The sequence below is a fragment of the Paenibacillus sp. J5C2022 genome, assembly GCF_025567625.1.
In the GTDB taxonomy this organism is placed as follows: domain Bacteria; phylum Bacillota; class Bacilli; order Paenibacillales; family Paenibacillaceae; genus Pristimantibacillus.
This window is the reverse complement of sequence record NZ_JAOQJC010000060.1, coordinates 16,387-38,477: the sequence shown is the minus strand read 5'-3', so window position 1 is coordinate 38,477 and position 22,091 is coordinate 16,387. Positions and strand designations below refer to the sequence as shown.

Here is a 22,091-nt window from a genome sequence, read left to right as displayed (position 1 = left end):
CTCCTCATTTCTGTCTTTCCGCCCGGCTTATGTATGCCACATACACTCGACCTCCTCATTTCCGCCTTTCCGCCCATCTTATGTATGCCACATACACTCGACCTCCTCATTCCCGCCTTTCCGCCTTCCCTATGTATGCCACATACACTCCCTTCTCAAAATTACAAAATGAACTTAAGCGCATTTTTATCCACCACATATTCATAATGCCTACTGTTGCTAGGTTTCAGTGGTATTATCAAGCTCTTGTCAACTAGTGATTTGATTACCTTTCTAACAATCCAGTCACTCTTCTTAAATAGACTGAATAAGTCTTCCCTTCTAATTGGCCTGCCAAGCCTCAGGGCATACCGAATAGCCTCCCTCTCGTAGACACTAAGCGTTGAATCGGGGGATGCCCGGAAGCGGCTAAGCAGCTCAAATACTGAAGCTCTGCATTGCTCCGCTCTCTTATCCAACTCATCCCAACTGAACGGCATGTACACAATACCGCCTTTTGCCATCGTTCGTACCCTCTGCTTTTCGAAGCTGAATCTGCTTCTCGAAATATTCTCGCCGTGCACGACATAACCGTCGCTTTCGAACGCAATACCGTACGGCTTGAAAAATGCATCAATATACATCGTCACACCCGAAGAGCTCTGAAGCTCATACTCCAGAACAAAACCTTCGAATGTTTGAAATATCGGCCACAATACTTCCTGAAAAAGCTTCTTCTCACCGACTAAATCCTTCTGCAGCATGTCCAATCGAGTGCCGCTCGCTTCTCGTCTCTGCTTCTCCAGGAAAGCTTGAAACTCCGCTTCAAATGACATCCTCAATGCCTCCTTAAAATTTTTCCCCACAGAACGCAAATACGCCGCCTATCTCCACTCCCAAGAGATAAACGGCGTATGCTTCACGCTGTACATGTATATTATAAAGTTGAAATAACAGCCCGCCTGTTATAGCCTGTACGCAGCCAGAGCCTCGTTCAAGCCGCGCGTCTGTCGATACACGTCCCGATAAATCCGGAACAACTCCGCATACCTAGTCACCATCTCGGGACGAGGATCGTATGTCACACCATATTCTACGAACTGCCGCGCACATTCCTCCAGGCTGTCGAACCATCCGCAGCCGTAAGCCGCCAGCATTGCCGCGCCAAGCCCTGGCCCCTGCTCATGCTTCAGTGAGACAACCGATGCGCCGAACACATCCGCTTGCATTTGCAGCCATGCCGGATTGCGGGCGCCGCCGCCGATAGATACCACTTTGTCGATCGGCTTGCCTGCCGCGCGGAATAAGTGTATCGACTCATTAAGCGAGAAGGTTATCCCCTCCATGACTGCCCGGGCGAAATGAATCCTCTCGTGTGAGCTGTCCATTCCGATAAAGCTTCCGCGTATAACGGCGTCGCCATGCGGCGTTCTCTCTCCGACCAGATAAGGGGTGAACAAGAGCCCGCCCGCTCCAGCCTCCACCTCGCTCAAGCCAGCCAGCAATTCATCATAGGATTCACCCGCAGCGAACGTATTCTTGAACCAGCTCAGTGAATAACCCGCAGCAAGAGTAACGCCCATACCGTAATAGGCATTCTGCTTGCCATGGTTGAACAAATGTATGCCCCCGTCGTACGATCGGCCGAGGCCGATATCCCCTTCGTAGGTCAGAATAACTCCCGAGGTGCCTATGCTGCACAGCGTTAATCCCTCATCCAAAATACCGGCGCCTATAGCCCCGCATGCATTATCCGCGCCCCCTGCAAACACCCTGGTGGACGCAAGCAATCCGGTCCGGTTCGCCATAGCGGGAAGCAGTGCGCCTACCTCCTCATGGGATTCCACTAAGGGCGGCAGCAGCTTCTCCGAATCCGAAAGTCCCACTGCCGCTAACAGCTCCCGGCTCCACTGCTTGGCCGCGATATCCAGCATTAGCGTCCCCGCTGCATCGGAATAATCCATGTGCAGCTCTCCAGTCAGCCGATAACGCACATAATCCTTCGGAAGCAACAAGTACTCCGCCTGCGCGAGCAACTCCGGCTCATGCTGCTGCACCCATAGCAGCTTCGGCATCGTCATCCCTTCCAGTGCCGGATTCCGTGCTATGGCATGCAGCTTGTCACCCAATGCTGCTTCAATTTGGCGACATTGCGAAGTCGTTCGCGTATCGTTCCATAGAATCGCATTGCGCAATGGCCGGCCTGCCGCATCGAGCAAGACAAGTCCATGCATCTGCCCCGAGAAGCTGATTCCTTCCACTGCATCCGGCGCTGCTCCCGAGCTCTGCATTAGGGCATATAGCGCGCCCACTGTCGCTTCAACCCAATCCTCAGGCCGCTGCTCACTCCAGCCGGATCGCTCCTGAATAAGCGGATAGCTCCGCGAAGCTTCTCCCGCCACCTGCCCGTTGCGATCGACAAGCAGCGCTTTCACTGCACTCGTACCCAGATCGATACCTATCACATAGCGCATGCTATCCCTCCGATTATTCAATAGTTATACGCTGAATATAACTTCACTCAGCTTGAGACGCATCAGTTCCTGACGTCCCGACTGAAGCCGTGCTACGGGATTGTTCAACGCATATTGCTCCAATGATTGCAAGGTCGCTTTTCCCGCTACGATATCCGCGCCAATTCCATCGTTAAAGCTGCGATAGCGTTCAGCAACGATTTCTTCCAGTATGTTTTCCTCGATTATTTTCGCCGCTGCTTTCAATCCCCATGCGAAGCTGTCCATCCCCGCTATATGAGCCAGCACCAAATCGTCCAGTTGGTATGAAGCCCGACGAACCTTCGCGTCGAAATTGATGCCGCCCCGTCCGAGGCCCCCCGCCTTCAGCACTTCCAGCATGGCCAACGTCGTGGCATACAGATCCGTCGGGAATTCATCCGTATCCCATCCCAGCAGCAGATCGCCCTGATTCGCATCAAGCGAGCCGAGCATACCGTTCATCGCCGCGACTGCAATTTCATGCTCGAACGTATGACCGGCAAGCGTCGCGTGGTTGGCTTCAATATTAAGCTTGAAATGATCTTGCAGTCCGTATTTTTGAAGGAACATAATCGTCGTAGCGGCATCGAAATCGTACTGGTGCTTCATCGGCTCCTTCGGCTTCGGCTCAATCAGGAACTGCGCCTGAAATCCGATCTCCTTCGCATAGTCTACCGCCATATGATATAACCGGGCCAAATTGTCCAGTTCCAGTGTCATGTCCGTATTCAGCAGCGTTTCATAGCCTTCGCGCCCGCCCCAGAACACATAATTTTCTGCGTTCAGCTCCTTGCCGACCTCCAGCGCTTTCTTCAACTGAGCGGCTGCATAAGCGTATACATCCGCATGGCAGGACGTCCCGGCTCCATGCACATACCTTGGATTGGTGAACATATTCGCCGTGTTCCACAACAGCTTCTTGCCGCTGTCACGCATGTAATCTTTCATCATCGCGACGATAACGTCCAAATTCTTGTTTGTCTCCCGCAGCGATTCGCCCTCAGGCGCAATATCCACATCATGAAAGCAGAAGAACGGAATGTTAAGCTTCTCCATAAATTCGAAATTGGCTTCCACACGCGCTTTAGAGCGATCCAGCCCATCGTACTTGTCCCAGCCTCGCACCATCGTGCCCGCTCCGAACGGGTCCGAGCCGTTGGCATTGAAGGTGTGCCAATACGCCGCGGCGAAGCGAAGATGCTCCTCCATCGTCTTGCCTAGTACAACTTCACTTGCGTCATATCTCTTGAATGCAAACGCATTGCCGGTTGCTTTCCCCTCATATTGAATGCGGTCTACAGAAAAATAAGTCATCGCCACAAATCCTCCCCATACGTAATATATCGTCAGAATAGCATACGTCAACTTAGTTTGTCTATTAAACAAACTAACGTTATGTTATACTGGCATTTATACGAACGATCTTATGCAAACGGAGGCTATTGAAGAAGCATGGCAAAATCGACAGGAGATCCCGCTCTAATAAAAAAAATTAACACTTCCATCGTATTGGAATGCATACTGCAATTCGCCCCTTTGTCCCGAGCTGCCATAGCTCAAAAGACTGGGCTGAATAAAGCGACGGTCTCCAGTCTGGTACAGGATCTGATCGACCGCCATCTGGTGCTGGAGGTTGGAGCGGGGGCATCCAGCGGCGGCCGAAAACCAGTCATGCTCATATTTAATGGAAAAGCCGGCTTCGCGATCGGAATTGATGTCGGTGTCAATTATTTGAGAGGCATCCTGACCGATCTGGAAGGAAAGGTGCTGCAGCATGTCCACCATTCCATGCCAGATTCGCGTCAAGATTCTGTGTTCAAGGCCATATCGAATTGTATTGATCAATTCAAACAGCAGGCTCCCGACAGCCCTTATGGAATCATAGGCATCGGAGTTGGCGTTCCCGGCATCGTGAACGAAGAAGGAACAGTCGTATTCGCCCCTAACATGGGATGGCGTCAGGTGGAATTGAAGCACGCACTGGAGAAGCTTTACCAGCTGCCGGTTATGATCGACAATGAAGCGAATGCGGGAGCTTTAGGCGAGCATAATTATGGAGCAGGCAGATCATACCGCAACCAGATTTATGTCAGTGTCGGTATCGGCATCGGTACTGGCATTATATTGGATAGCGAGCTTTACAAGGGCAGCTCCGGCTTCTCGGGAGAGCTGGGGCATCTGTCTATTCAGTTCGACGGAAAGAGCTGCAGCTGCGGCAACCAGGGTTGCTGGGAACTGTACGCATCGGAAAATGCGCTGCTGGAAGCCGGTGCTGCATACGGGTACCATGATATCCATGCCATGCTTCAAGCTGCTGAGCAGAATAAGCCGCATATCCGAGAGCTGTTCCATGACATCGGCACTTACCTTGGCATCGGCATCGCCAATATCGCCAATATTTTCAATCCGGAAGCTGTCATTGTCGGCAATCGGATGTCTCTGGCGGAGGAATGGATACGACCTGCCATAGAGCAAGCCGTATCGCGGCGCACGCTTCGTTTCCACCATAGGCAGTTGCTCATCCACTTCGCCGAGCTTGGAGAACAATCCGCCGTTCGCGGTGCGGCCTACTGCGCGATTAAAGCGTTCTGGATAGAGGTGAAGAGCGGGCATTAGCTACCCGCTTATTTCACCCGATGCACGCCGCTTATGCTTGACGCATTCCCCTTGATTTCAATGGATACCGTTGCCGTCTTTATCGTGCCGTTATTGTAATATGCGGTGAATGTCACAGTATACGGCCCATCCTCCAGCTCCAGGAACGACTCCTCCCACAGCTCCCCGCTCCATTGGCCAGCCTGAGTTCCTGCTGGCTGCAAGGTTGTTGTAACGGCTTGGAACTGAACCTCTACTTTCGACGCCTTCGTATCCGTCCCCGTCTCCGTAGTCATCGCCTTCAGCACCAGCTTCTCACCGGCCCAGAACACAGCCTCTCCACGAGGCGTCTCCGGATTGCCGCTCTTGTTCCTGTTGTACTGCCTTCGGCGGTCGTTCCATTCCTCCGTATGCTCCACTGTTCCTGCAATCGCAAGCGGCAGCACATGGATCGTCTTGTCGACGACAATCGGACTTCCTTTGCCGTCGCTGGTCGAGAGCTTCATGCGCCACACTCCCAGCTCCGTCATCCTGTATTCCGGCCCCGTTGATGGATATGGAGGTTGGACAACGTAGGAATAGTTTCGCTTCGCTCCTGATGGACTTGTCAACTCGTAGTTTAATGTCAACGTATCTCCGTCAGAATCATGCACTGTGCTGGCGAACGTCACGTTGTCCCCTTCATATACAGGTTGCGGCGACCAGGTAAAGTCTGCCGTAGGCGGCCGATTCGTTTCAATATAAAAGTACTTCTCCGGACTCCAGCTGCTCCAGTCATAACCGTCATATACTCTCACTTGAACATACATATTCAGCTTCTCCTTGAGATCGAACGAAGGTGTCCATTCCAAATCTGCACCATTGAGAACGCCTGACTCATGCATGACATAGCCGCCATATCGGTAAATTCTCAGCTGATACTTTTTCTGTGCATCTCCATCCGCATCCGAATAGGTCCACTTGAAAGTCGGTCTAAGCGTGGTGAATTTTGTTGGTTGACTGGCATTCGAACTGGATGGAACGGTTATATGGCCGACTGGTATTCGATTCACAATCTCAATCTCATCAATAGCCTGATCTGTAGCACCAACGGAGTCTTCCACTAGCTGCCGTATTCTGTAGGTGCCGAAATCATGGAATACCCTGTTCCAGCTTGTCCTGTTCGTACTCACCTCAAGCTCCACGTCCGTTGTATCCATGTTTTTCAGATAATAGTAATGCTTGATCTTTGTCCGATCCCCATCCTCTTTATCGTAAGCGGTGGAGTTTATCGTGATCGTATCCCCTCTGTAAGCCGTCTTTTTATTAACTGTAAATCCAGCTACAGGCGGAGTGTTAGGAGCCGGTATATGGGTCACATCTATGGTGACGACATAATAATCGCTCCAAGCGCCGTATTCATCTTTCACCGCCAACCCTACTTCATGTATGCCTCGTTCTGTAGGCGTTAGCAGCTTTTCCGCGACGTACTCACCGCTTGGCGTAATGTAGTAGTACCTTCTCTCCATTACTCCACGCGTCTTCCGATAGTCGATACCGGTATTTTCGGTCGAATACCTGGTATCCGATTCGTATCGATCCGGATCGTAGCTCCTGTCATCCCATACCACCCGCTTATTGGCACCATCCACCGTTAAGCTGAATTGTGCGATAGGCTTGCGGTGTACGATAATGTTCTGCGAATAAGGATTGGAATACTCCCTGTACGCATCAAAAACGGCACTAGGATACAAGTAATCCTTGTTAGGATCATCGGCAACCTGATAGGTGATCTTATACAATCCCAGCTTATCGGGTGATAATGGCGCTATTTTGGTTTTGCCATGCAAGGCGGACAGGCCGTAATGTCCGTCGCCAGTATCCAAAAATTTATAGGGATCGACATGATCGTAATGCCACTTGCTCAATGCCTGTACAAGATCATCGCCTTCTGTATCGACATAGCTGGTAACGTACTCTACAGGCTCGTTCACGATAATGACGTTCTCTTGCGTTTCCTTCGTCGCAATGACTTCCGTCATCACGATATCCTTGAACTCCGTCAGAGCTGCGGCAGAGAACAAGCCGAAGTAGCCTGGAGACGTAAAGGTATCATCGGATACGTCGATTAAAGGTACGCCATTCACATAGACCTTAATGGAATCATGAAGCGTCTTGACGGAAATGTTGTAGTACGTATGCGGATCAAAGCTATAATCTGCTTTGGCTACGACGCTTCGCACCCCGTTCTCGATCTTGGTCAACAATAGCTCATCATCTGATGTTTCTACTCTAAAGGTGTTCTGATACGTATTGTCTTGTGACCTGAAGGAGAATCCGGAATAACGATCATAATTCGTAAAGTAATTCGTCTTGAACTTGTACGAGAAAATGAAATTCTCCAGCTTAGGCAGTTTATCGGAATAGAACGTCCCGTATGCATCGTAGTTGCTGCTTCGTACAGGTTCTTTCCCGGATATCAATACGTATTTGTTGTATTGAGATACTTTAATGTCACCGTCATTAGTAAGTTGGATGGAACTGATCGTATAATCGAAACTGCTCAGATCGAGATTATATATATTCCCATTCGTTAAATCAATTTCTTTCAGCACTTTTGTGCCATAAGGTATAATGTACAAAAACCCATTTCCAGAAATAATGATTTGCGTGTTCATGTTATACTTGTTGCCAAGGTTGCGTTGCCATTTTATCGTAGATATATTATTGAAATCACGTGCCCTTATGGTTTCGCCCTGTCGAGTGATGACCAAATTTTTATAACTCGAGATGACCTCTTCATATTCTTCCGTGTCCACTTGACTAAATATTGAACCGTTGGACGTATTTCTAACGATAATTTTATGGATCTTTTGGCTGAAAGTAGTGTTATAAAATGAATAGGCAATCTTATTGCCCGCATCATTTCCTACAACATTTCCCCTATACCCTGAACCAGCACCTACATCTTCCCAGTTCGTGGTTCCGCCGTCATGATAATTTCTGATCATCTCTCCTGTATTACCATCTAGCTGGGTGAGGTATGTGCCGTAGTACGTCCGGCTTCCCTCAGACCCTGCGTGATGATCCCATGATTCATAATACACGTTACCTCGGCTATCGTAACCTTTGAAGTTATTCTCATATATCGTTCCATCCGATTTCACATTACTTTCTTGCAAATCATTTTGGAACTCTGTCTTACTCTTGAATACAGTAGGAGCGTTGTAACTGTAGTTGTTTGAATAGTCCTTCCCATGATTCCAAACATAACTGCCATCGCTTCGTTTATACGTTTTGGTTGTATAGATCTCTTTCATATCGTGATTAAAGTAAATAGGCTTGTAGTCTAGCAAGGAGTGGCTTCCTGCCAGCCAGCAGTCACCTATACAATGCCACTCTCTTCTTCCCTGTTTGCTTTTTAAAGGACTTTCTCCCAAAGCAAATCCTCGGAAGGAGAATACTTCATCTACACTTTTCGATGAATCCCTGATGTAGATTAATTTACTGTAATAATCGATAAAGCTTACTTCTGATTTTGTTATTTTCCGTACTTCTACACCGTTACTGTAAACGTATATATCGGATTCATCGCCATATTTATTTTTTTCATAGTAGAGACTGAAGCTTTCAAACAATGGTATTGGATTGAAATCCGTTTTTAATATGAATGGAGATATTTCTGCTGTAGCTAGAGATACGCCCCTCCAATCATAGTTCACTGTACTTTCAAGCAATGTTGAATTTGTCTCGAATAAATTGACTGTAGAAAGAGAATTTTCAGAAGAGTCGATTGACCAAGATTTACCTACGTTCGTGTTTTTCCAGTCATTCCCCATAAGCTGACCAGGCGTAATCGCGAACACCCTTCCTGCCACTGGCGGTGATGCAGTTTCGCTCTCAACATGGAAGGAGACAGTAGGCGCGTCGTTAATGATTTCCAATGGGAATCCTTTAAGAGCTGTTTTCCCCCAATCCTCCGTTACTCTCACATAGATCATGTATTTGCCGACCTTTGTAGGCTTTAAGTTGAATTTGCCTGAAGCATCAACCGTAATAGAAGTAGCCGGTTCATCGAAATTGCCGTCATTGTTTTTGTCATAGACAAGTGAAAATTCCCGCGCTACGATCATATCCCCATCAGGACTGTAGGATTCATCGGTGAATCCGATATCGATATTCCTGACTCCTACATCGGTGTATTTCAGTGTCGGAATAGGCGGTAGATCAGGCTTCACGTTAATCTTGTGGACGGCGGGAGACAACGACTTGAGTCCTGTATTGTCGTATACGTCCAACGTGACGATTTGCTGGCCAATCGTCGTGTATACTGACTTTTTATTCGACCATTCATCGCGAGAGTGATCAATGCTCCGATTCTCATAAGGGCTGTAGCTGTTTTCGGAGCTAAGTTCGTCTTCAAGCGGTCTGCCCTCAATGACCTCAATCGATCCGGTAATGACCGGCACAGGATTGGGAGGGACGACATTAATACATGCTGTGCGAGACGTATCCAGACCCCAAATATCCCCTATCGTCACTTTACCGCAAAAATGGCCGACCGTATCCAAAGTGATATTTCGATACCCGTTGTATGATTCGAAACCTCTGTCAGGAATATTTTTTGACCATTCATTAAATTCAGAAAAATCAAAACCTTTATAGACTAGTAAATCCCCGTCAGGATCGTATGGCTCGGGTTGCTCAAGGTACACCAAGTCCATTTTTGTCCCTACAGGCACAACCTGCTTTACGTAAGGCTTATAGTGCAAGCCCGGCGGAACCCAACCAGCTTCAAAAATCGGCGGATTATTCCCTTCAATGTCATTCACAGTCAATATTTTGTGCGCCATCCATTCGGATTCGCCGCAGTTCGTCTTAATTTTAATGCTGACTGTATGCTCCCCTACCCCAATGACATAGGGATACTTTGCATAAGGGAACACACTGCTCTTGGTTTGGCCGCTGACACTATCTGTCCCTGACGCACTCCCGTTCCTCTCGATCCGATATCGATGACTAATGTAAGTACAGCCATCCATCACGAAGTCTCTAGGAACCAGTTCAAACGTATCCCGGTAATTGATCACATTCGGCACAATATCAAAGTCACCGGTGAACAGTGGCAAACTTTGTTCATAGTAAAACGATACATACGCTATTTTATTGGTTTTAGTCAACGTTGCTTCGACAGTTGAACCACCCGTAAAACTGGCATCATAGCCGGTATAGCTTAAACTATGGCCCAATAAATTACCGAAACTGCCCTCTGCTTCGAATGACTTTGTGTGTGGCAGAATCTCGTTATAGGTGAATGTATCCTCATTCTTCTTGATGAATGCACCGCTTGGCGATGATCGAACCATATGCCTGACTTTCACTTCCGATTCTTCGATGTTGGGCATATCATCATCATAAGTCACAATGAGCTTATTGTAATGACGGTAGGTTTTGGAGTGGATATCCACCTTAAATGCAGCGAAGTAAATATTCATTTGCGCGTAGTCTGCTGCCCATGGCAAGTTGTACGTATCCGTATTAAAGTCCTGTTCGTATGTGATTTCATATTTTTCTCGTTCTGAATCCAGGATTTTCACTTCTCTGGCTGCTGTGTTATTTATAGGATTTACAAAACCGCTTTTACCGCCTGGCCCTACTATCGCTATATCCCTATTTATTACCACATCGTTTGCAGGATCGATTTCTACATCCTCTTTATACCAAGAAACCATAACCGGATTCACCCAAGTTTTATCATCCCCAACAAATTTCCATGGCTGATCGCGAGTCGCTTTTAGCTTCAATTGCTCAGATTTGCATCCGGGGAATTTGGGCATATAGTTTGGTCCCGGTACTCTAGGATCTCGATTATTAGAAGGAAGAGAACTGCCAGCCGGTGTTTGCGATTCCGAGACTCCATTACAAAAGGCCAATTCAGATCCTCCACCGGGGTACCATATCCTGCCGGAACCTTGGCTCCCGAGACTGTATCTGTCCCAAGCGTACCAGCCTTTAGCAGATGTATTTCCTGCAGACACTACTTCAAGCCCTTCACCTGTTATTGTAGAGGTGCCTGACCAAGATTTTTTCCCAAGGGCAGCTGAAATGACCCCATTAGTATCTCTCTCGGTCCCCCAGTGCCATGCAAGGTCAACAATTTTCATGCCGGGTATCTCGGGAATATCTATATTCGCTGCCATATTTTCATAGGCGGTGTAATGATATTTCGAACCACCTTTAACGATTTCACTATCGTCTACACCGTTATATGAGACTTCCACTTCCTTGACGATCGGAGCCGCATCTATTCTCTCATTTATAAATATTCCATAGAACAAAGAAGTAATAACCGCAATAATGATGCCTACAGAAAGTGCTTTTTTTCGTTTCATCAATCGTCACCTATCCTATCTATGCTCTATTACCCCTTCAAAAATTTTAATATCTGTTGTTCCTACAGGAGCAATTGCACTCGATGATAATCCAAATCTCAACACACCATTACGGCTTTCAATGACCTTCTTAGGAAGAAGCACCATTTGATATTGAATTTCCCCATCCATTGAAAACAGGAATGGAATGCCATTCAGAATCCCACGATTCATTTCATCACGTTCTTGAGGACTATAATCACCATAGTAATTGTTCATATTAACAAAATTAAACGTACCGTATTTTTTTGAATCCTTTACATAGTGAACTTTTGTGTTAAGAACAACTAGAAAGCTATCTTTGTAATCTTTTAAAGGGTAGTAGTTATAATACTCTGTTGTGTATTGAGGCTCAGGTCCCCACTGCAAACCATTTATATCCACTAAGCTTCGATTAGGATCGTTTTCATCTTCAAGGTCAATAACCGTCATTCGAATCAACTCGCCTTTATATAATCCATCACGGGACTCCACCATAAAGCTTTCATCATAAGGATGGTAGGAATCTGCCAAGTAATCATCCAGCATCGTATTGATATTTGTCCTTCTCCAGTCGAACTCAGCGTTCGAACGTGTCAGTTTATCCGCTTTAGGCAACACTTCCCCATCTTGCAGCTTCAGTAACCGTTCAATAACGGTAATGGATTGGGCGCGTGTCGTTAGCCCTTCAGGAGCTACTTCCCCCCCGCCTTTCCCGTGAATAAGGCCGGCATCCGTTGCCAAGTACATGTAGCCTGGATCATTGAAGTCGATGTAGTAGTATTGTCCTTGATCTTTACCGGCAGCCTTTACTGCGAACTTCGCCATTTCCGTCCGTGTGATCGCTTCATTCCACTGTTGATCCGATCCGAACTCATCCTGGTATATACCGGCTTCCTTCGCAGCGGCCGCGTAAGCCTTATACCAATCATTGCCCTTCGTTACGCCCTCCACATCTAATGCCATGGCCGACACGATCATCTTGATAAACTCTGACCGCTTCACGCTTCTCTCCGGCTTAAATGTGCCGTTATCATACCCTTCCACATAACCTTTCGTCACCGCTTGCTGAATATCCGATGCAGCCCAATGTCCATCTATATCCGTTAAGACAATCTCCCCACTAGCAACAGATTCCACCTTCCGGTCACTTTCAGCACTCCCCGTTCCTTCCACAATCCCCACAGCTACTACGAATACAAGCACGGAACTAAAAAGCTTCTTCCACATTGTCAAAGTCCTCCTCTATAGGTTCACTCCATAATTCCAGCAATAAGTTACTCGTTTTTGTTGTACCACCTATCACCTCAATTGCCAACATTTTTCTTCAATTTCCCGTAAATTTCAACATTTCCCAAACAAAAAAAGCACACTTCCCTTACGATTCGTAAGAAAAAGCGTGCTTCGCTTAATATTTATCTCTATATGCAATTATCGATTCGCCAAAATCTACCACAATGTTACTTTACAGGCTAAGCGTTGTCAACACTTTTGAGGCACATTTTACTTCACACTTTTATTATGGCGCTGAAAACATGCAGTCTACGAACGGAGTACAGTGGAACGGAGTGCAGTAGAGCGGAGTGCAGTAGAGCGGAGTGCAGTAGAGCGGACGTTTAGCTAAATTTTTGAGCGTTTCAGAAAGGTGCTGAGCTAGCAGACAGTTATCCTCATTCACAACAAAGGCTAAAGGACCACATTGCCCTTATTTGTGAGAAATCGACGATGTTCTGATGCTTACGGGTGCCACCGCGCTTATTTCATTCGTTTTGTTGCTTCCGGACTACAAACAAGAGAAATAGGGATGTATGCACCCGTTAAAACTTCAAATGCGGCCAAGTAGGCAAAATAAGCTCCGTCAAATCCGTTACACCCGCCAGAGCTACTCCAGCAGTCACTATCCCTCCCATCCATATAACTCCCGCCAGTGCCACTCGATCTACTCGCACCACATCGGTATTACTACCGTCAGCACAGGTCAACCATCATGGCAGGACAATAGTTAATCAATTCTAGTGATATCCTTTCTCGCCATACGGCTGAAGCTTCTCCAGCCATCGCTCCTTCAACTTTTCCATTTTCCTCCTGTAGTCCCGCACTACGCCTGCGAGCTCCTGCCCTTCCTCATCACGCACATCCTTGTAATCATAGCGCAGCTTCTCTTCCGGCTTGTAGATTTCCACAATCTCGAAGCGGAACGCCTCAGCGCCATGCTGCTTCCAATCCCCCTGCAGCCCCTTGTTCATATGCGTCCCCATGTCCAGAATGAACCTTTCACGATTCCATAGTCCGTCCAGATTATTGGAAGAGCCGATGTAGACTTTCCCGTTTTTCTCATTCGTAATCTGGTACACGCCCATGGAACGTTCACGTTCCTGATATTCGGCAGTCAACAGCTTGCGCTGCTCCTTCGATAAATTGCCCGATTTGCTTATTGCAACCTTCTCCTTTCCTTTCCCGCTTTTCGGCTCTTTACTACGGCTTGTCACAGCTGCGATCTCATTCGCATCATTCCCAGATTCCTTCACCCAGTAAGCGGAGCCGTCCTCCTCGCGATCAAGAAAACCGTATTGTATCAAATAACGCCGCAGCGTCACATAATCCTTGCTCCAAAACTGCTGAAGCCGCTCGTTCACTTCCTTCTCCGAATACTTCACCTCACCCTTGAAGAAAGAAGCGATATGGCGAAGCACGGCGATTTTCCTTTTTTCCTTGCGGGGGAATGACATGAGCGGCCCATCCGGTCCGTTCGGAAAATATTGCTTCAACAGGCTCGTATTCTCCTCTTCCGTCATCGCGTACCTCTCGTCCACTTGTGTCGCCGTCCGATGAATCGGCACGAACTTGGGGGCATTCGCCGTCCCCTGCCCCTGCTCCATCATATCCATAATGGCAAGCAGCAGCTTCGCTTGCCTTGCCTTCTCCTTCAACACGAAGCGATGATTGCGAATGGTCGATGCGCTGCCGCCCGCCCGCTTCACAATGTCCGCATCCGACAACCCGGCCGCGAATTGTCCGACCAGTTCCTTCTGCAATTCCGTCAGTCCTGTTGATTTCTTATCCAAGCGAAGCAAATAGTCCAGCATTGAGCCATGCCGCTCAACGACATGAATGCTTGCATATTTGCCAGCCTCGAACATTCTCTCCCCTTGCCTGAAGATTTCCCCTCTCAGGAAGCTCTCCCCGCAGACAAGACAGCGATAACTGTCCGTTTCTTCATCAAGCACAAAACCTTGCTTCAGCTCCTCCAATGTCGCCGACCAGAACCGCTCATCCAAACTCATGCCATCCCACTCCCAATAAACAAACGTAAGTTTATTTTGTTTATCTATTTTATAGACATTATATATATATGTTAGTTTTTTAGCAATGGCTATAATTGTTTTGCACCAAAGTACACCATTGCAAAAAGCAGCAGTCCGAGACCTTCGTCTCGAAACTGCTGCCATCTTCCTTGCACTATCTATACCTTCCGTCTATACCTTCTGTCATATACCTTCCATCTTACGCATTCCGTCTATATCTTCTGTCTATACCTTCCGTCTTACGCCTTCCGGCTGTAAAGCAGCGGGAAGTAGTCGTTGTTGAACTGCTGTCCGTTGTAAGGACGCGGTCCCAGCAAGCTTACATTGGTATGATGCTGTCTTCCTTTGCGATATGCCGTATGTCCCGGCATCAGATGGGCAACGACGGACAGACGCGGATCGCTCGTCACGTTCGGTCCCGAGCCGTGGAACGTAAGCGCATGATGGAAGCTGGCCTGGCCCGCCTTCAATATGCACGGCTCCTCCACCCAATCGCGGGTAGCGAACTTCGCTCTCAGTTTGTCCATATCCTGATCAAAGAATGTATTGCTGCCTTCTACCTCTCCCCACTTGTGGGAGCCCAGTATCGTCATCATCGCGCCGTTCTCGATCACCGTATCCTGCAAGGCAAGCCATACAGTCACCATATTCGTCGTGCTGCTGGCGCGCCAGTAGCCGTAATCCTGATGCCAGCCCACGTTGCCCAGTTTCGTCTCCTCGCCGCCCGATCCCGGCTTCAGAATGACCTGATCATGCCACAAACGGATTTCATCTTCATTCAGCAGTTCAGCCGCGATCTCTCCCAGATTCTCGTCGGTTACGAAGGAACGCACCTCGTCGTTGATCCACCAGCCATTATCCAGCTTTCTGATTTGCAGCTTGTCTTTGGGACGAACTACGGGATACAGCGGGGAACCGTCGCCATCGAAGTCTTTGCTCCAGATGCGATCATGCGCCTGACGAAGCTTCTCGATCGTCTCGTCGTCGATCAGCTTGGGGCTGATCCAATACCCGTCTCTATTGAATACATCCTTATCTTCTTGCGTTACGTTATACTTGATAACTGTCACAACGTCACCTCATTTATGAATGATATGCCTCTATAGTAGTGGATTGGCGCACCGTTTTACTTTTCAGTTATTATCAAGTAGGATTAGAAACATTACGACATACTGAAACAACATAAGGAGCGTCTCTCCATGAATGATAAGCAAATGCCCATCCGCTGGCTGTTCGATCCCTCCATGCACAATAATCATGTTGCCACCGCCGTACCCGAGATTGTGCTGCTTGGCTACGACCGCTTCAATGAAGCGTTGTCCTTGACGGATCATCTGCATGAGGATTGCTTCGAATTCGTCTACATGGAAAGCGGCAAAGCGTCGTGGGTCGTTGACGGTGAAACATATGCATCTCATACCGGCCAACTGTTCCATACCCGTCCGAACGAATGGCATCGCGCACGCTTGCATCATATTGAGCCCTGCACGATCTGGTGGATCATTGTCACCGATCCCGGAACGTCGAACGAATGGCTCCGATTGGCCAGCGATGAGAAGAAAGCGCTGGAGAGCGCCTTGCGCAGCCTGCCCAGAGTCATTACTGTCGATTCGCGGGTAAGGAGCGATTTTCATCTGATGAGAGAGGCGGTGGAACAGAACGATTCGCATGCCGCCCTGAAAATACGGCACTGTCTAACCGATATTCTGCTGCAGGCGATGCAGCCCCGAGACAGCAACCTTCTGCCGCAGGACTTGCAGGAATCGATGGCATCTCTTGCTCTTAATATCGAGCAGAATCCTGATCAGCCCTGGACGATTGAACGGCTGGCAGACGAGCTGGGCATCAGTGAATCGCATGTATACCGCGTATTCCGCCAGTTGCACGGCCAATCTCCTGCCGCCTTTATCGAACGCCTTCGTATCGATCAAGCTTGCGCTATTCTCGCTTCACAGCCTGACAAGCCAGTGACGGACATTGCATTCGATCTCGGCTTCAAGACGAGCCAGCATTTTGCGACCGTATTCAAAAAATGTACAGGACATACACCTAGTCAGTGGAGAAAGCTGCAAAAAGACAAATTGGGATAAGTAATAAAGTGAAAATATGCCTTGTGTTCACGAGGGATTACGCTACAATGAACTTGTAACGCAATCCTATGTCTGGCACAACGGCATTTTTTCTTTATAAGCAAGAATCATCCTAAAAATAATTTCTGGAGGTATCCTCATCATGCGTAAAATCAAGGTGGCCGTTATCGGCTGCGGACCGCTCGCCAACAGCACTCATATTAAAGCTTACATGGCCAATCCCACGTCCGAGATCAAGTACTTCTGCGATCAGCAGCTGGAACGGGCAGAGAAAGCGGTAGCCGACTTCGGCTGCGGCGAGGCTATATCGGATTATCGGGTCATTCTAGACGACCCGGAAGTGGAAGCGGTGTCAATCTGTACGCCGAATCATGTCCATGCTCCGATCTCCATCGCATGCATGCGCGCAGGCAAGCACGTATTGTGCGAGAAGCCGGCTGCCAGAACGTACGAGGAAGCGCTGGAGATGCAGCGCGTTCAGCATGAGACGGGCAAGGTGCTCATCATCGGCGTCGTGAACCGCTTCAATACAGGCGTCAATCTCATTAAGAAGATGATTGACGACGGCGAGCTCGGCGAGCTTTACCACATTTATGCCAGCTTCCGCTCCCACCGCTCCATTCCGGGACTGGGCGGCACGTTCACGACGAAGAGCATTGCCGGCGGCGGCGTGCTTATCGACTGGGGCATTCACTTCCTGGATATCGTCATGTACTGCTCCGGCGATCCGAAGCCGCTTACGGTCAGCGGGCAAGCCTACTGCAAGCTGGGCAAGGATATGGAGAACTATGCTTATACCAAAATGTGGGCAGGCCCTCCTAAGTTCGACGGTACATACGACGTCGATGACTTCGTGACGGCGATGGTTCGGACGGAAGGTCCAAGCATCACGCTTAATGGCGCATGGGCGCAGAACATTGGCGAGAACGAGATGTATATCGACTTCCTTGGCGATAAAGCAGGTATTCGCCTGCAATACGGCAAGGAGTTCAAAGTATACAGCTTCAAGGACGGCGTATTATATGAGACGAAGCCGGAGTTCAATGCTGTGGATGCGTTCCAGAACGAGATCGATTCCTTCCTCGCCTGCATCGATAGCGGCGAGAAGCTGCCGTCCCATATCGACACCGTCATTTTGTCCACACAAATTATTCAGGCCATCTACGACTCCTCGGAGAGACGCACTGAAATCAATTTGACGGGTGAAGCATGAAGAAGATCGGCTTTATAGACTATTATCTGGATGAATGGCATGCCAACAAATACCCGGACTGGATCAAGGAAGCGTCGAACGGAGAGATGACCGTCGCTTACGCTTACGGCAAGCGGGATGCGGACAACGGTCTTGACAATGCGGCCTGGTGCAAGGAGAAGGGCATCCAGCTCATGGATTCCATCGAAGCCGTCGTCGAAGCAAGCGACTACTTGATCGTGCTGTCCCCCGACCATCCGGATCAGCACGAGGAGCTGTGCCGGCTTCCGCTTCAATCCGGCAAGCCGACCTACGTCGACAAGACGTTCGCTCCTGACAGAGCAACCGCCGAGCGTTTGTTCCAATGGGCTTCGGATTCGGGGACGCCCCTCTTCTCCAGCTCCGCCCTGCGGTTCGCCTCGGAAGCGGACGCCGTACGGCAAGAGGGGATCGACGCCATCGTAACGTTCGGACCTGGACAATATGCGAATTACTCCATTCACCAGGTGGAGCAGATCGTCGCCATGATGGGCAGCGAAGCGGAGCGTGTCATGTGGACGGGAACCGATGCTACACCGGCGCTTCAGATCGGATTTTCCGGCGGAAGGTTCGCCAGCATCCATCACTTTCACGACAGCGCATTCCAGACCTCCATCAATTACACTGAGGGCGGATCGGCAAGCTATAAGGTAGAGTCCAATTTCTTCGGCAGCTTCATCTCCCGTATGGTTGATTTCTTCCGCAGCGGCCAGCCGCCTGTCCCTCAGGAAGAGACGGTGGCGATCATTGCGATAATCGAATATGGGTACAAAGCGATGAAGACGCCTCATCAGTGGCTGGAGTTGCCGCGTAGTTAAGCGATCGAACATTCCGGCGCACTGAGCAGCTTCCATACTATCAGATTGAAAGACGGGCCCATCGGCCCGTTTTTGCTGTTATACTGTACTTATAATGAGACAACAAAGGAGGGGTATCGATGACGAACGAACAACATGCCGGATGCCTTTTCCATTTTGACAATGCCTTTCCTCCCGATCAAGTCCATTACGGCGGAATCAATCTCTATCAATTCGGTGAAATTGCCTGCGAGTGCGGCCATGTTATTCCCGCTCACAAGCAGGTATGCCTGGAGCTCAGCTATATCGTATCGGGCACCGGCAGCTTCTATATTAACGACGAGTGCATCATGGTGAGGGAAGGCGACATCGTCTGCAATGCGATCGGCCATCGGCACGCGATCAAAGCCGACAGGTCGAGCATGCTCCGCTTCGTCTATATGGGCTTTATATTTACGGAGAGCGCAAGCGAAGAGATGCAGGATATTCAGAGCTACTTCCAAGCCGTCCCTTATCGTCACGCGACCGGAGCCGACCATCTGATGGTGCCTTTCTTCCGGAACATTGACGAGTTCTTCTCACAGAAGCCTTATTCGCACATGCTTATCCGCAATTGCCTGGAGGAAATCATTATCTTGTCCTATCGCGCCTTCCGGGAGAAGGAGACGGGCAAAGCGGCAAGATATACGCCTGACAAGTGGGGGCATTCCGTCGGCTCCACCGTCTATTCCATCATCCGCTACGTTGAGAATCATATTTACGAGCTGAAGACGATCCGTTCCATTGCCGACGAGTTAGGCTATAGCTACACTTATTTGTCCCATACCTTCAAAAATAAAACAGGCATGACGCTCCAACGTTATATCAATCACAAGAAGATCGAGAAAGCGCTGGAAATGCTGAAATTCGGCAACCTGACCGTCAAGCAGACGGCGGATCGTCTCAACTACGAAACGATCCAATCGTTCAGCAAAGCCTTCTCCCGCATTATGGGCTACCCTCCCTCCCACTATGTGGCAATGCAGCGGAAGGAGTCGCGCTCTCGGCAGGATCTTGCGTAGCCTCAATGAAAAGAATAACCGGCTTAGCGGACAGCTTACTTGTCCGCTAAGCCGGTTGCTTGCCGCCGAACTGAAAGACTGATTATTTCGTCACTTTCACGACAATCGTCTCGCTCGACGTTGTACCGGCGGCGTTCTCCAGTTCACCGCGATACTCGTACGTTCCAATCGGCTTGCCGCTGATCGGAACGACGGCCGATTGCGCCTGCGGCGTCTGTGCCGTCAGTGCCACCTCTGCGATCAGAACTTCATTCTCGTACAACCGGTAAGTCGTGCCGTTCATTCCCCACCACATATTCATCTCAATGTTGTAGCTGCCGTCGCCGTCCCAGTTATCGCTCGACAGCTCCGGCTCGGCCGGCAATCCGTGTGACACCGTAACCTCCCGCGGATCGCTGACCGTCGTGCCATACTCGTTGATCAGCTCCGCATAGTAGACGTACGTGCCGTTCGCTCTGCCGGCTATTGGCGTAACCGCGGACTGGGCTTGCGGCGCTTGATCCGGAAGAATCTGTGTATCAATTAGAATGCCATTCTCGTACAACTTGTAGATTCGGCCATTGCCGCCCCACCACATATTCATTGTTATGTCATAATCGCCGTCCTGCAAGCCGGTGTCATGGCCGTTGTTATCGGACAATACCGGCTTCCCGGGCGCTCCGGTGCTGCCGGACGAGATGTTGCCGACCGTCGCCGTCACTGCGCCTGCATGACCTGCGGCGTCGACAAATTCGAAGGTAAAGCTTCCGTTATATATGAATTCGTAACTGTCCGCTCCATCATTGTTCGTAATCGTAACCGCTTCGCTTGGCGCGATCGTCGCCGTCACGGTCCCATAGGTCGGATCGGTCGTACTGTAGGCGACTGCAGCCGTCGGCGCGGTCAAGTCGACCGACACGAGCGTCTGCTTCGTCTCCTCCATATTGCCCGAAGCATCGACGCTCCGGTATTCCAGCGTATGGACGCCATCGTCTGCGAGAACAAATGGACTGTTATACGTCGTCCATTCTCCTCCGTCCAGTCGATATTCCGTGAACCCGCCGCTACCTCCATCCGCATCCAGGCTAACCGTTACCTCGGAGATATACCAGCCGTTGGCCCCATCAGGCTGTTCTGGCTGCAGCGCGAGCGTCGTCTCAGGCGGCTGGCCGCCCTCGTCGAACAGCCTGTCCATAATATCGTCCGCCTGCTGGTCTTCCACATCGCGCCCAAGCTCGAACCAGCCTTCGACATACGCGTAAAGCTCGTCAATCTCGGCTTGACCAAGGCTGTCCAAATTCGGAATCTGACTGCCGTTCATCTGTCCTTGCTGGATTAGCGGCAACACCTTCGTATTATAGAAATGCGCATCGTCCGCGTCTCCGTTCAGCCATTCGGCCTGCAGCTCGGCAACCGACGTATTGAACGACTGCCACGCTTGCTGGATCACGTTCCTTTGAATAGCTGTACGCACGGCCGGCGTCGGCTCCTCCATATCGAGCACATTGAATCGTCCTGCCTGATGAACCTTGCCACCCCATGTAGGAGCATGCGAAGGCGACCAGCGAATCAGGGCGAACTCCCAATCTTCTCCGTTAAGGGGAACGTACTTGTAGGCGGCTTTCCATGGAATGTACAGCACACTGCCCCATCCCGTCGGAAGCTGCTCATTGGTAATCACGGCATTTCCCTTCAGCGGCAGATTGTCGCGATATTCCGTCTGCCATTCGAAGTAGTTCACTGCGCTGTCGTTCGTCTCGAAGATCATCTGATGGTAGGGCAGATCACCCAGTCCGTACTTGACGAATAATTCAATCGAGCTGTTTTTCAAGTTGCCGTTCGTATCCAGCTCCTGCTCATTTGACTGGAAGAAGATGTATACGCCGTCTTCGCGATACGCAGCGTATAACCCGGTATCGCGCGGTCCGCCCGGCTCAATCGGCGTCTCCACCCAATACTGTACGAAGCGATTTTCTTTGAACTCCGGATTGTCGAAGAAGTCGCTGTTATACCAAGCCGTGGGCGTGGATAAATCTTCGGTTGTATAGACGACTTCATAGCTCAGCTTGCCGTCATTCGCCTCCGCATAAGCATGCGGAATGGAAGTCGACGCAAGGAGCAGCACCGCCAGCAAAAACATATAACGCTTGGCTTTTCTCCACATAGACAT

General features: G+C 49.5%; 13 protein-coding genes. 5 read left to right on the top strand and 8 right to left on the bottom strand.

The features are described 5' to 3' along the window. Positions 1 to 161 precede the first annotated feature (161 nt). The 3 genes from M6D81_RS29330 to xylA form a co-directional block, all read right to left on the bottom strand. On the bottom strand, positions 162 to 815 hold the full coding sequence (locus tag M6D81_RS29330; RefSeq protein WP_262680966.1) for a hypothetical protein: 654 nt from the start codon (positions 813 to 815) through the stop codon (positions 162 to 164). A gap of 129 nt (positions 816 to 944) precedes the next feature. Continuing rightward, positions 945 to 2,453 carry a xylulokinase gene (gene xylB, locus M6D81_RS29325; RefSeq protein ID WP_262680964.1) on the bottom strand — a complete coding sequence of 503 codons (1,509 nt, stop codon included), beginning with the start codon at positions 2,451 to 2,453 and terminating at the stop codon, positions 945 to 947. A gap of 24 nt (positions 2,454 to 2,477) precedes the next feature. Beyond that, positions 2,478 to 3,788: a xylose isomerase gene (xylA, locus tag M6D81_RS29320; protein ID WP_262680962.1), complete on the bottom strand. Its 1,311-nt coding sequence runs from the start codon at positions 3,786 to 3,788 to the stop codon at positions 2,478 to 2,480. A 138-nt stretch (positions 3,789 to 3,926) separates the two neighbouring features. Between xylA and M6D81_RS29315 the strand changes: the two genes are divergently transcribed. Then, entirely contained in the window at positions 3,927 to 5,090 is a 1,164-nt protein-coding gene (locus M6D81_RS29315; RefSeq protein ID WP_262680960.1) for an ROK family transcriptional regulator, read from the top strand. A gap of 8 nt (positions 5,091 to 5,098) precedes the next feature. Here the strand turns inward: M6D81_RS29315 and M6D81_RS29310 are convergent, their stop codons facing one another. The 4 genes from M6D81_RS29310 to M6D81_RS29290 all read right to left on the bottom strand — a co-directional run bounded on the left by M6D81_RS29310 (position 5,099) and on the right by M6D81_RS29290 (position 15,833). Then, a complete protein-coding gene (locus M6D81_RS29310; RefSeq protein WP_262680959.1) occupies positions 5,099 to 10,645 on the bottom strand; it encodes a glycoside hydrolase family 78 protein in 5,547 nt (1,848 codons plus the stop codon). 810 nt (positions 10,646 to 11,455) lie between these two features. Continuing rightward, complete coding sequence (locus M6D81_RS29305; protein ID WP_262680958.1) at positions 11,456 to 12,688, bottom strand: S-layer homology domain-containing protein; 1,233 nt, start codon at positions 12,686 to 12,688, stop codon at positions 11,456 to 11,458. 782 nt (positions 12,689 to 13,470) lie between these two features. Then, on the bottom strand, positions 13,471 to 14,742 hold the full coding sequence (locus M6D81_RS31735; RefSeq protein WP_317259175.1) for a DUF2087 domain-containing protein: 1,272 nt from the start codon (positions 14,740 to 14,742) through the stop codon (positions 13,471 to 13,473). Between the two features lie 260 nt (positions 14,743 to 15,002). Then, positions 15,003 to 15,833, bottom strand: a complete 831-nt coding sequence (locus M6D81_RS29290) for a phytanoyl-CoA dioxygenase family protein (protein WP_262680956.1) — start codon at positions 15,831 to 15,833, stop codon at positions 15,003 to 15,005. A 129-nt stretch (positions 15,834 to 15,962) separates the two neighbouring features. Here M6D81_RS29290 and M6D81_RS29285 point away from each other — a divergent pair, with 129 nt between their 5' ends. From M6D81_RS29285 to M6D81_RS29270, 4 genes are all read left to right on the top strand, one after another. Then, positions 15,963 to 16,853, top strand: coding sequence for an AraC family transcriptional regulator (locus tag M6D81_RS29285; protein WP_262680955.1), 891 nt, complete (start codon positions 15,963 to 15,965; stop codon positions 16,851 to 16,853). A 142-nt stretch (positions 16,854 to 16,995) separates the two neighbouring features. Next, a complete protein-coding gene (locus M6D81_RS29280) occupies positions 16,996 to 18,066 on the top strand; it encodes a Gfo/Idh/MocA family protein (protein WP_262680953.1) in 1,071 nt (356 codons plus the stop codon). Next, positions 18,063 to 18,902 carry a Gfo/Idh/MocA family oxidoreductase gene (locus M6D81_RS29275; RefSeq protein WP_262680951.1) on the top strand — a complete coding sequence of 280 codons (840 nt, stop codon included), beginning with the start codon at positions 18,063 to 18,065 and terminating at the stop codon, positions 18,900 to 18,902. Before M6D81_RS29280 ends, M6D81_RS29275 begins: the two co-directional genes overlap by 4 nt. Positions 18,903 to 19,021: 119 nt before the next feature. Further along, positions 19,022 to 19,942, top strand: coding sequence for a helix-turn-helix domain-containing protein (locus tag M6D81_RS29270; RefSeq protein ID WP_262680949.1), 921 nt, complete (start codon positions 19,022 to 19,024; stop codon positions 19,940 to 19,942). Positions 19,943 to 20,024: 82 nt separating this feature from the next. Here M6D81_RS29270 and M6D81_RS29265 read toward each other — a convergent pair whose 3' ends face one another. Next, positions 20,025 to 22,085, bottom strand: coding sequence for an OmpL47-type beta-barrel domain-containing protein (locus tag M6D81_RS29265; RefSeq protein WP_262680948.1), 2,061 nt, complete (start codon positions 22,083 to 22,085; stop codon positions 20,025 to 20,027). Positions 22,086 to 22,091: the final 6 nt, after the last annotated feature.

Coding starts and splice junctions, on each gene's coding strand:
- M6D81_RS29330 (WP_262680966.1), bottom strand. CDS start 815: ATGTCATTTGAAGCGGAGTTTCAAGCTTTCCTGGAGAAGCAGAGACGA.
- xylB (WP_262680964.1), bottom strand. CDS start 2,453: ATGCGCTATGTGATAGGTATCGATCTGGGTACGAGTGCAGTGAAAGCG.
- xylA (WP_262680962.1), bottom strand. CDS start 3,788: ATGACTTATTTTTCTGTAGACCGCATTCAATATGAGGGGAAAGCAACC.
- M6D81_RS29315 (WP_262680960.1), top strand. CDS start 3,927: ATGGCAAAATCGACAGGAGATCCCGCTCTAATAAAAAAAATTAACACT.
- M6D81_RS29305 (WP_262680958.1), bottom strand. CDS start 12,688: ATGTGGAAGAAGCTTTTTAGTTCCGTGCTTGTATTCGTAGTAGCTGTG.
- M6D81_RS31735 (WP_317259175.1), bottom strand. CDS start 14,742: ATGAGTTTGGATGAGCGGTTCTGGTCGGCGACATTGGAGGAGCTGAAG.
- M6D81_RS29285 (WP_262680955.1), top strand. CDS start 15,963: ATGAATGATAAGCAAATGCCCATCCGCTGGCTGTTCGATCCCTCCATG.
- M6D81_RS29280 (WP_262680953.1), top strand. CDS start 16,996: ATGCGTAAAATCAAGGTGGCCGTTATCGGCTGCGGACCGCTCGCCAAC.
- M6D81_RS29275 (WP_262680951.1), top strand. CDS start 18,063: ATGAAGAAGATCGGCTTTATAGACTATTATCTGGATGAATGGCATGCC.
- M6D81_RS29270 (WP_262680949.1), top strand. CDS start 19,022: ATGACGAACGAACAACATGCCGGATGCCTTTTCCATTTTGACAATGCC.
- M6D81_RS29265 (WP_262680948.1), bottom strand. CDS start 22,085: ATGTGGAGAAAAGCCAAGCGTTATATGTTTTTGCTGGCGGTGCTGCTC.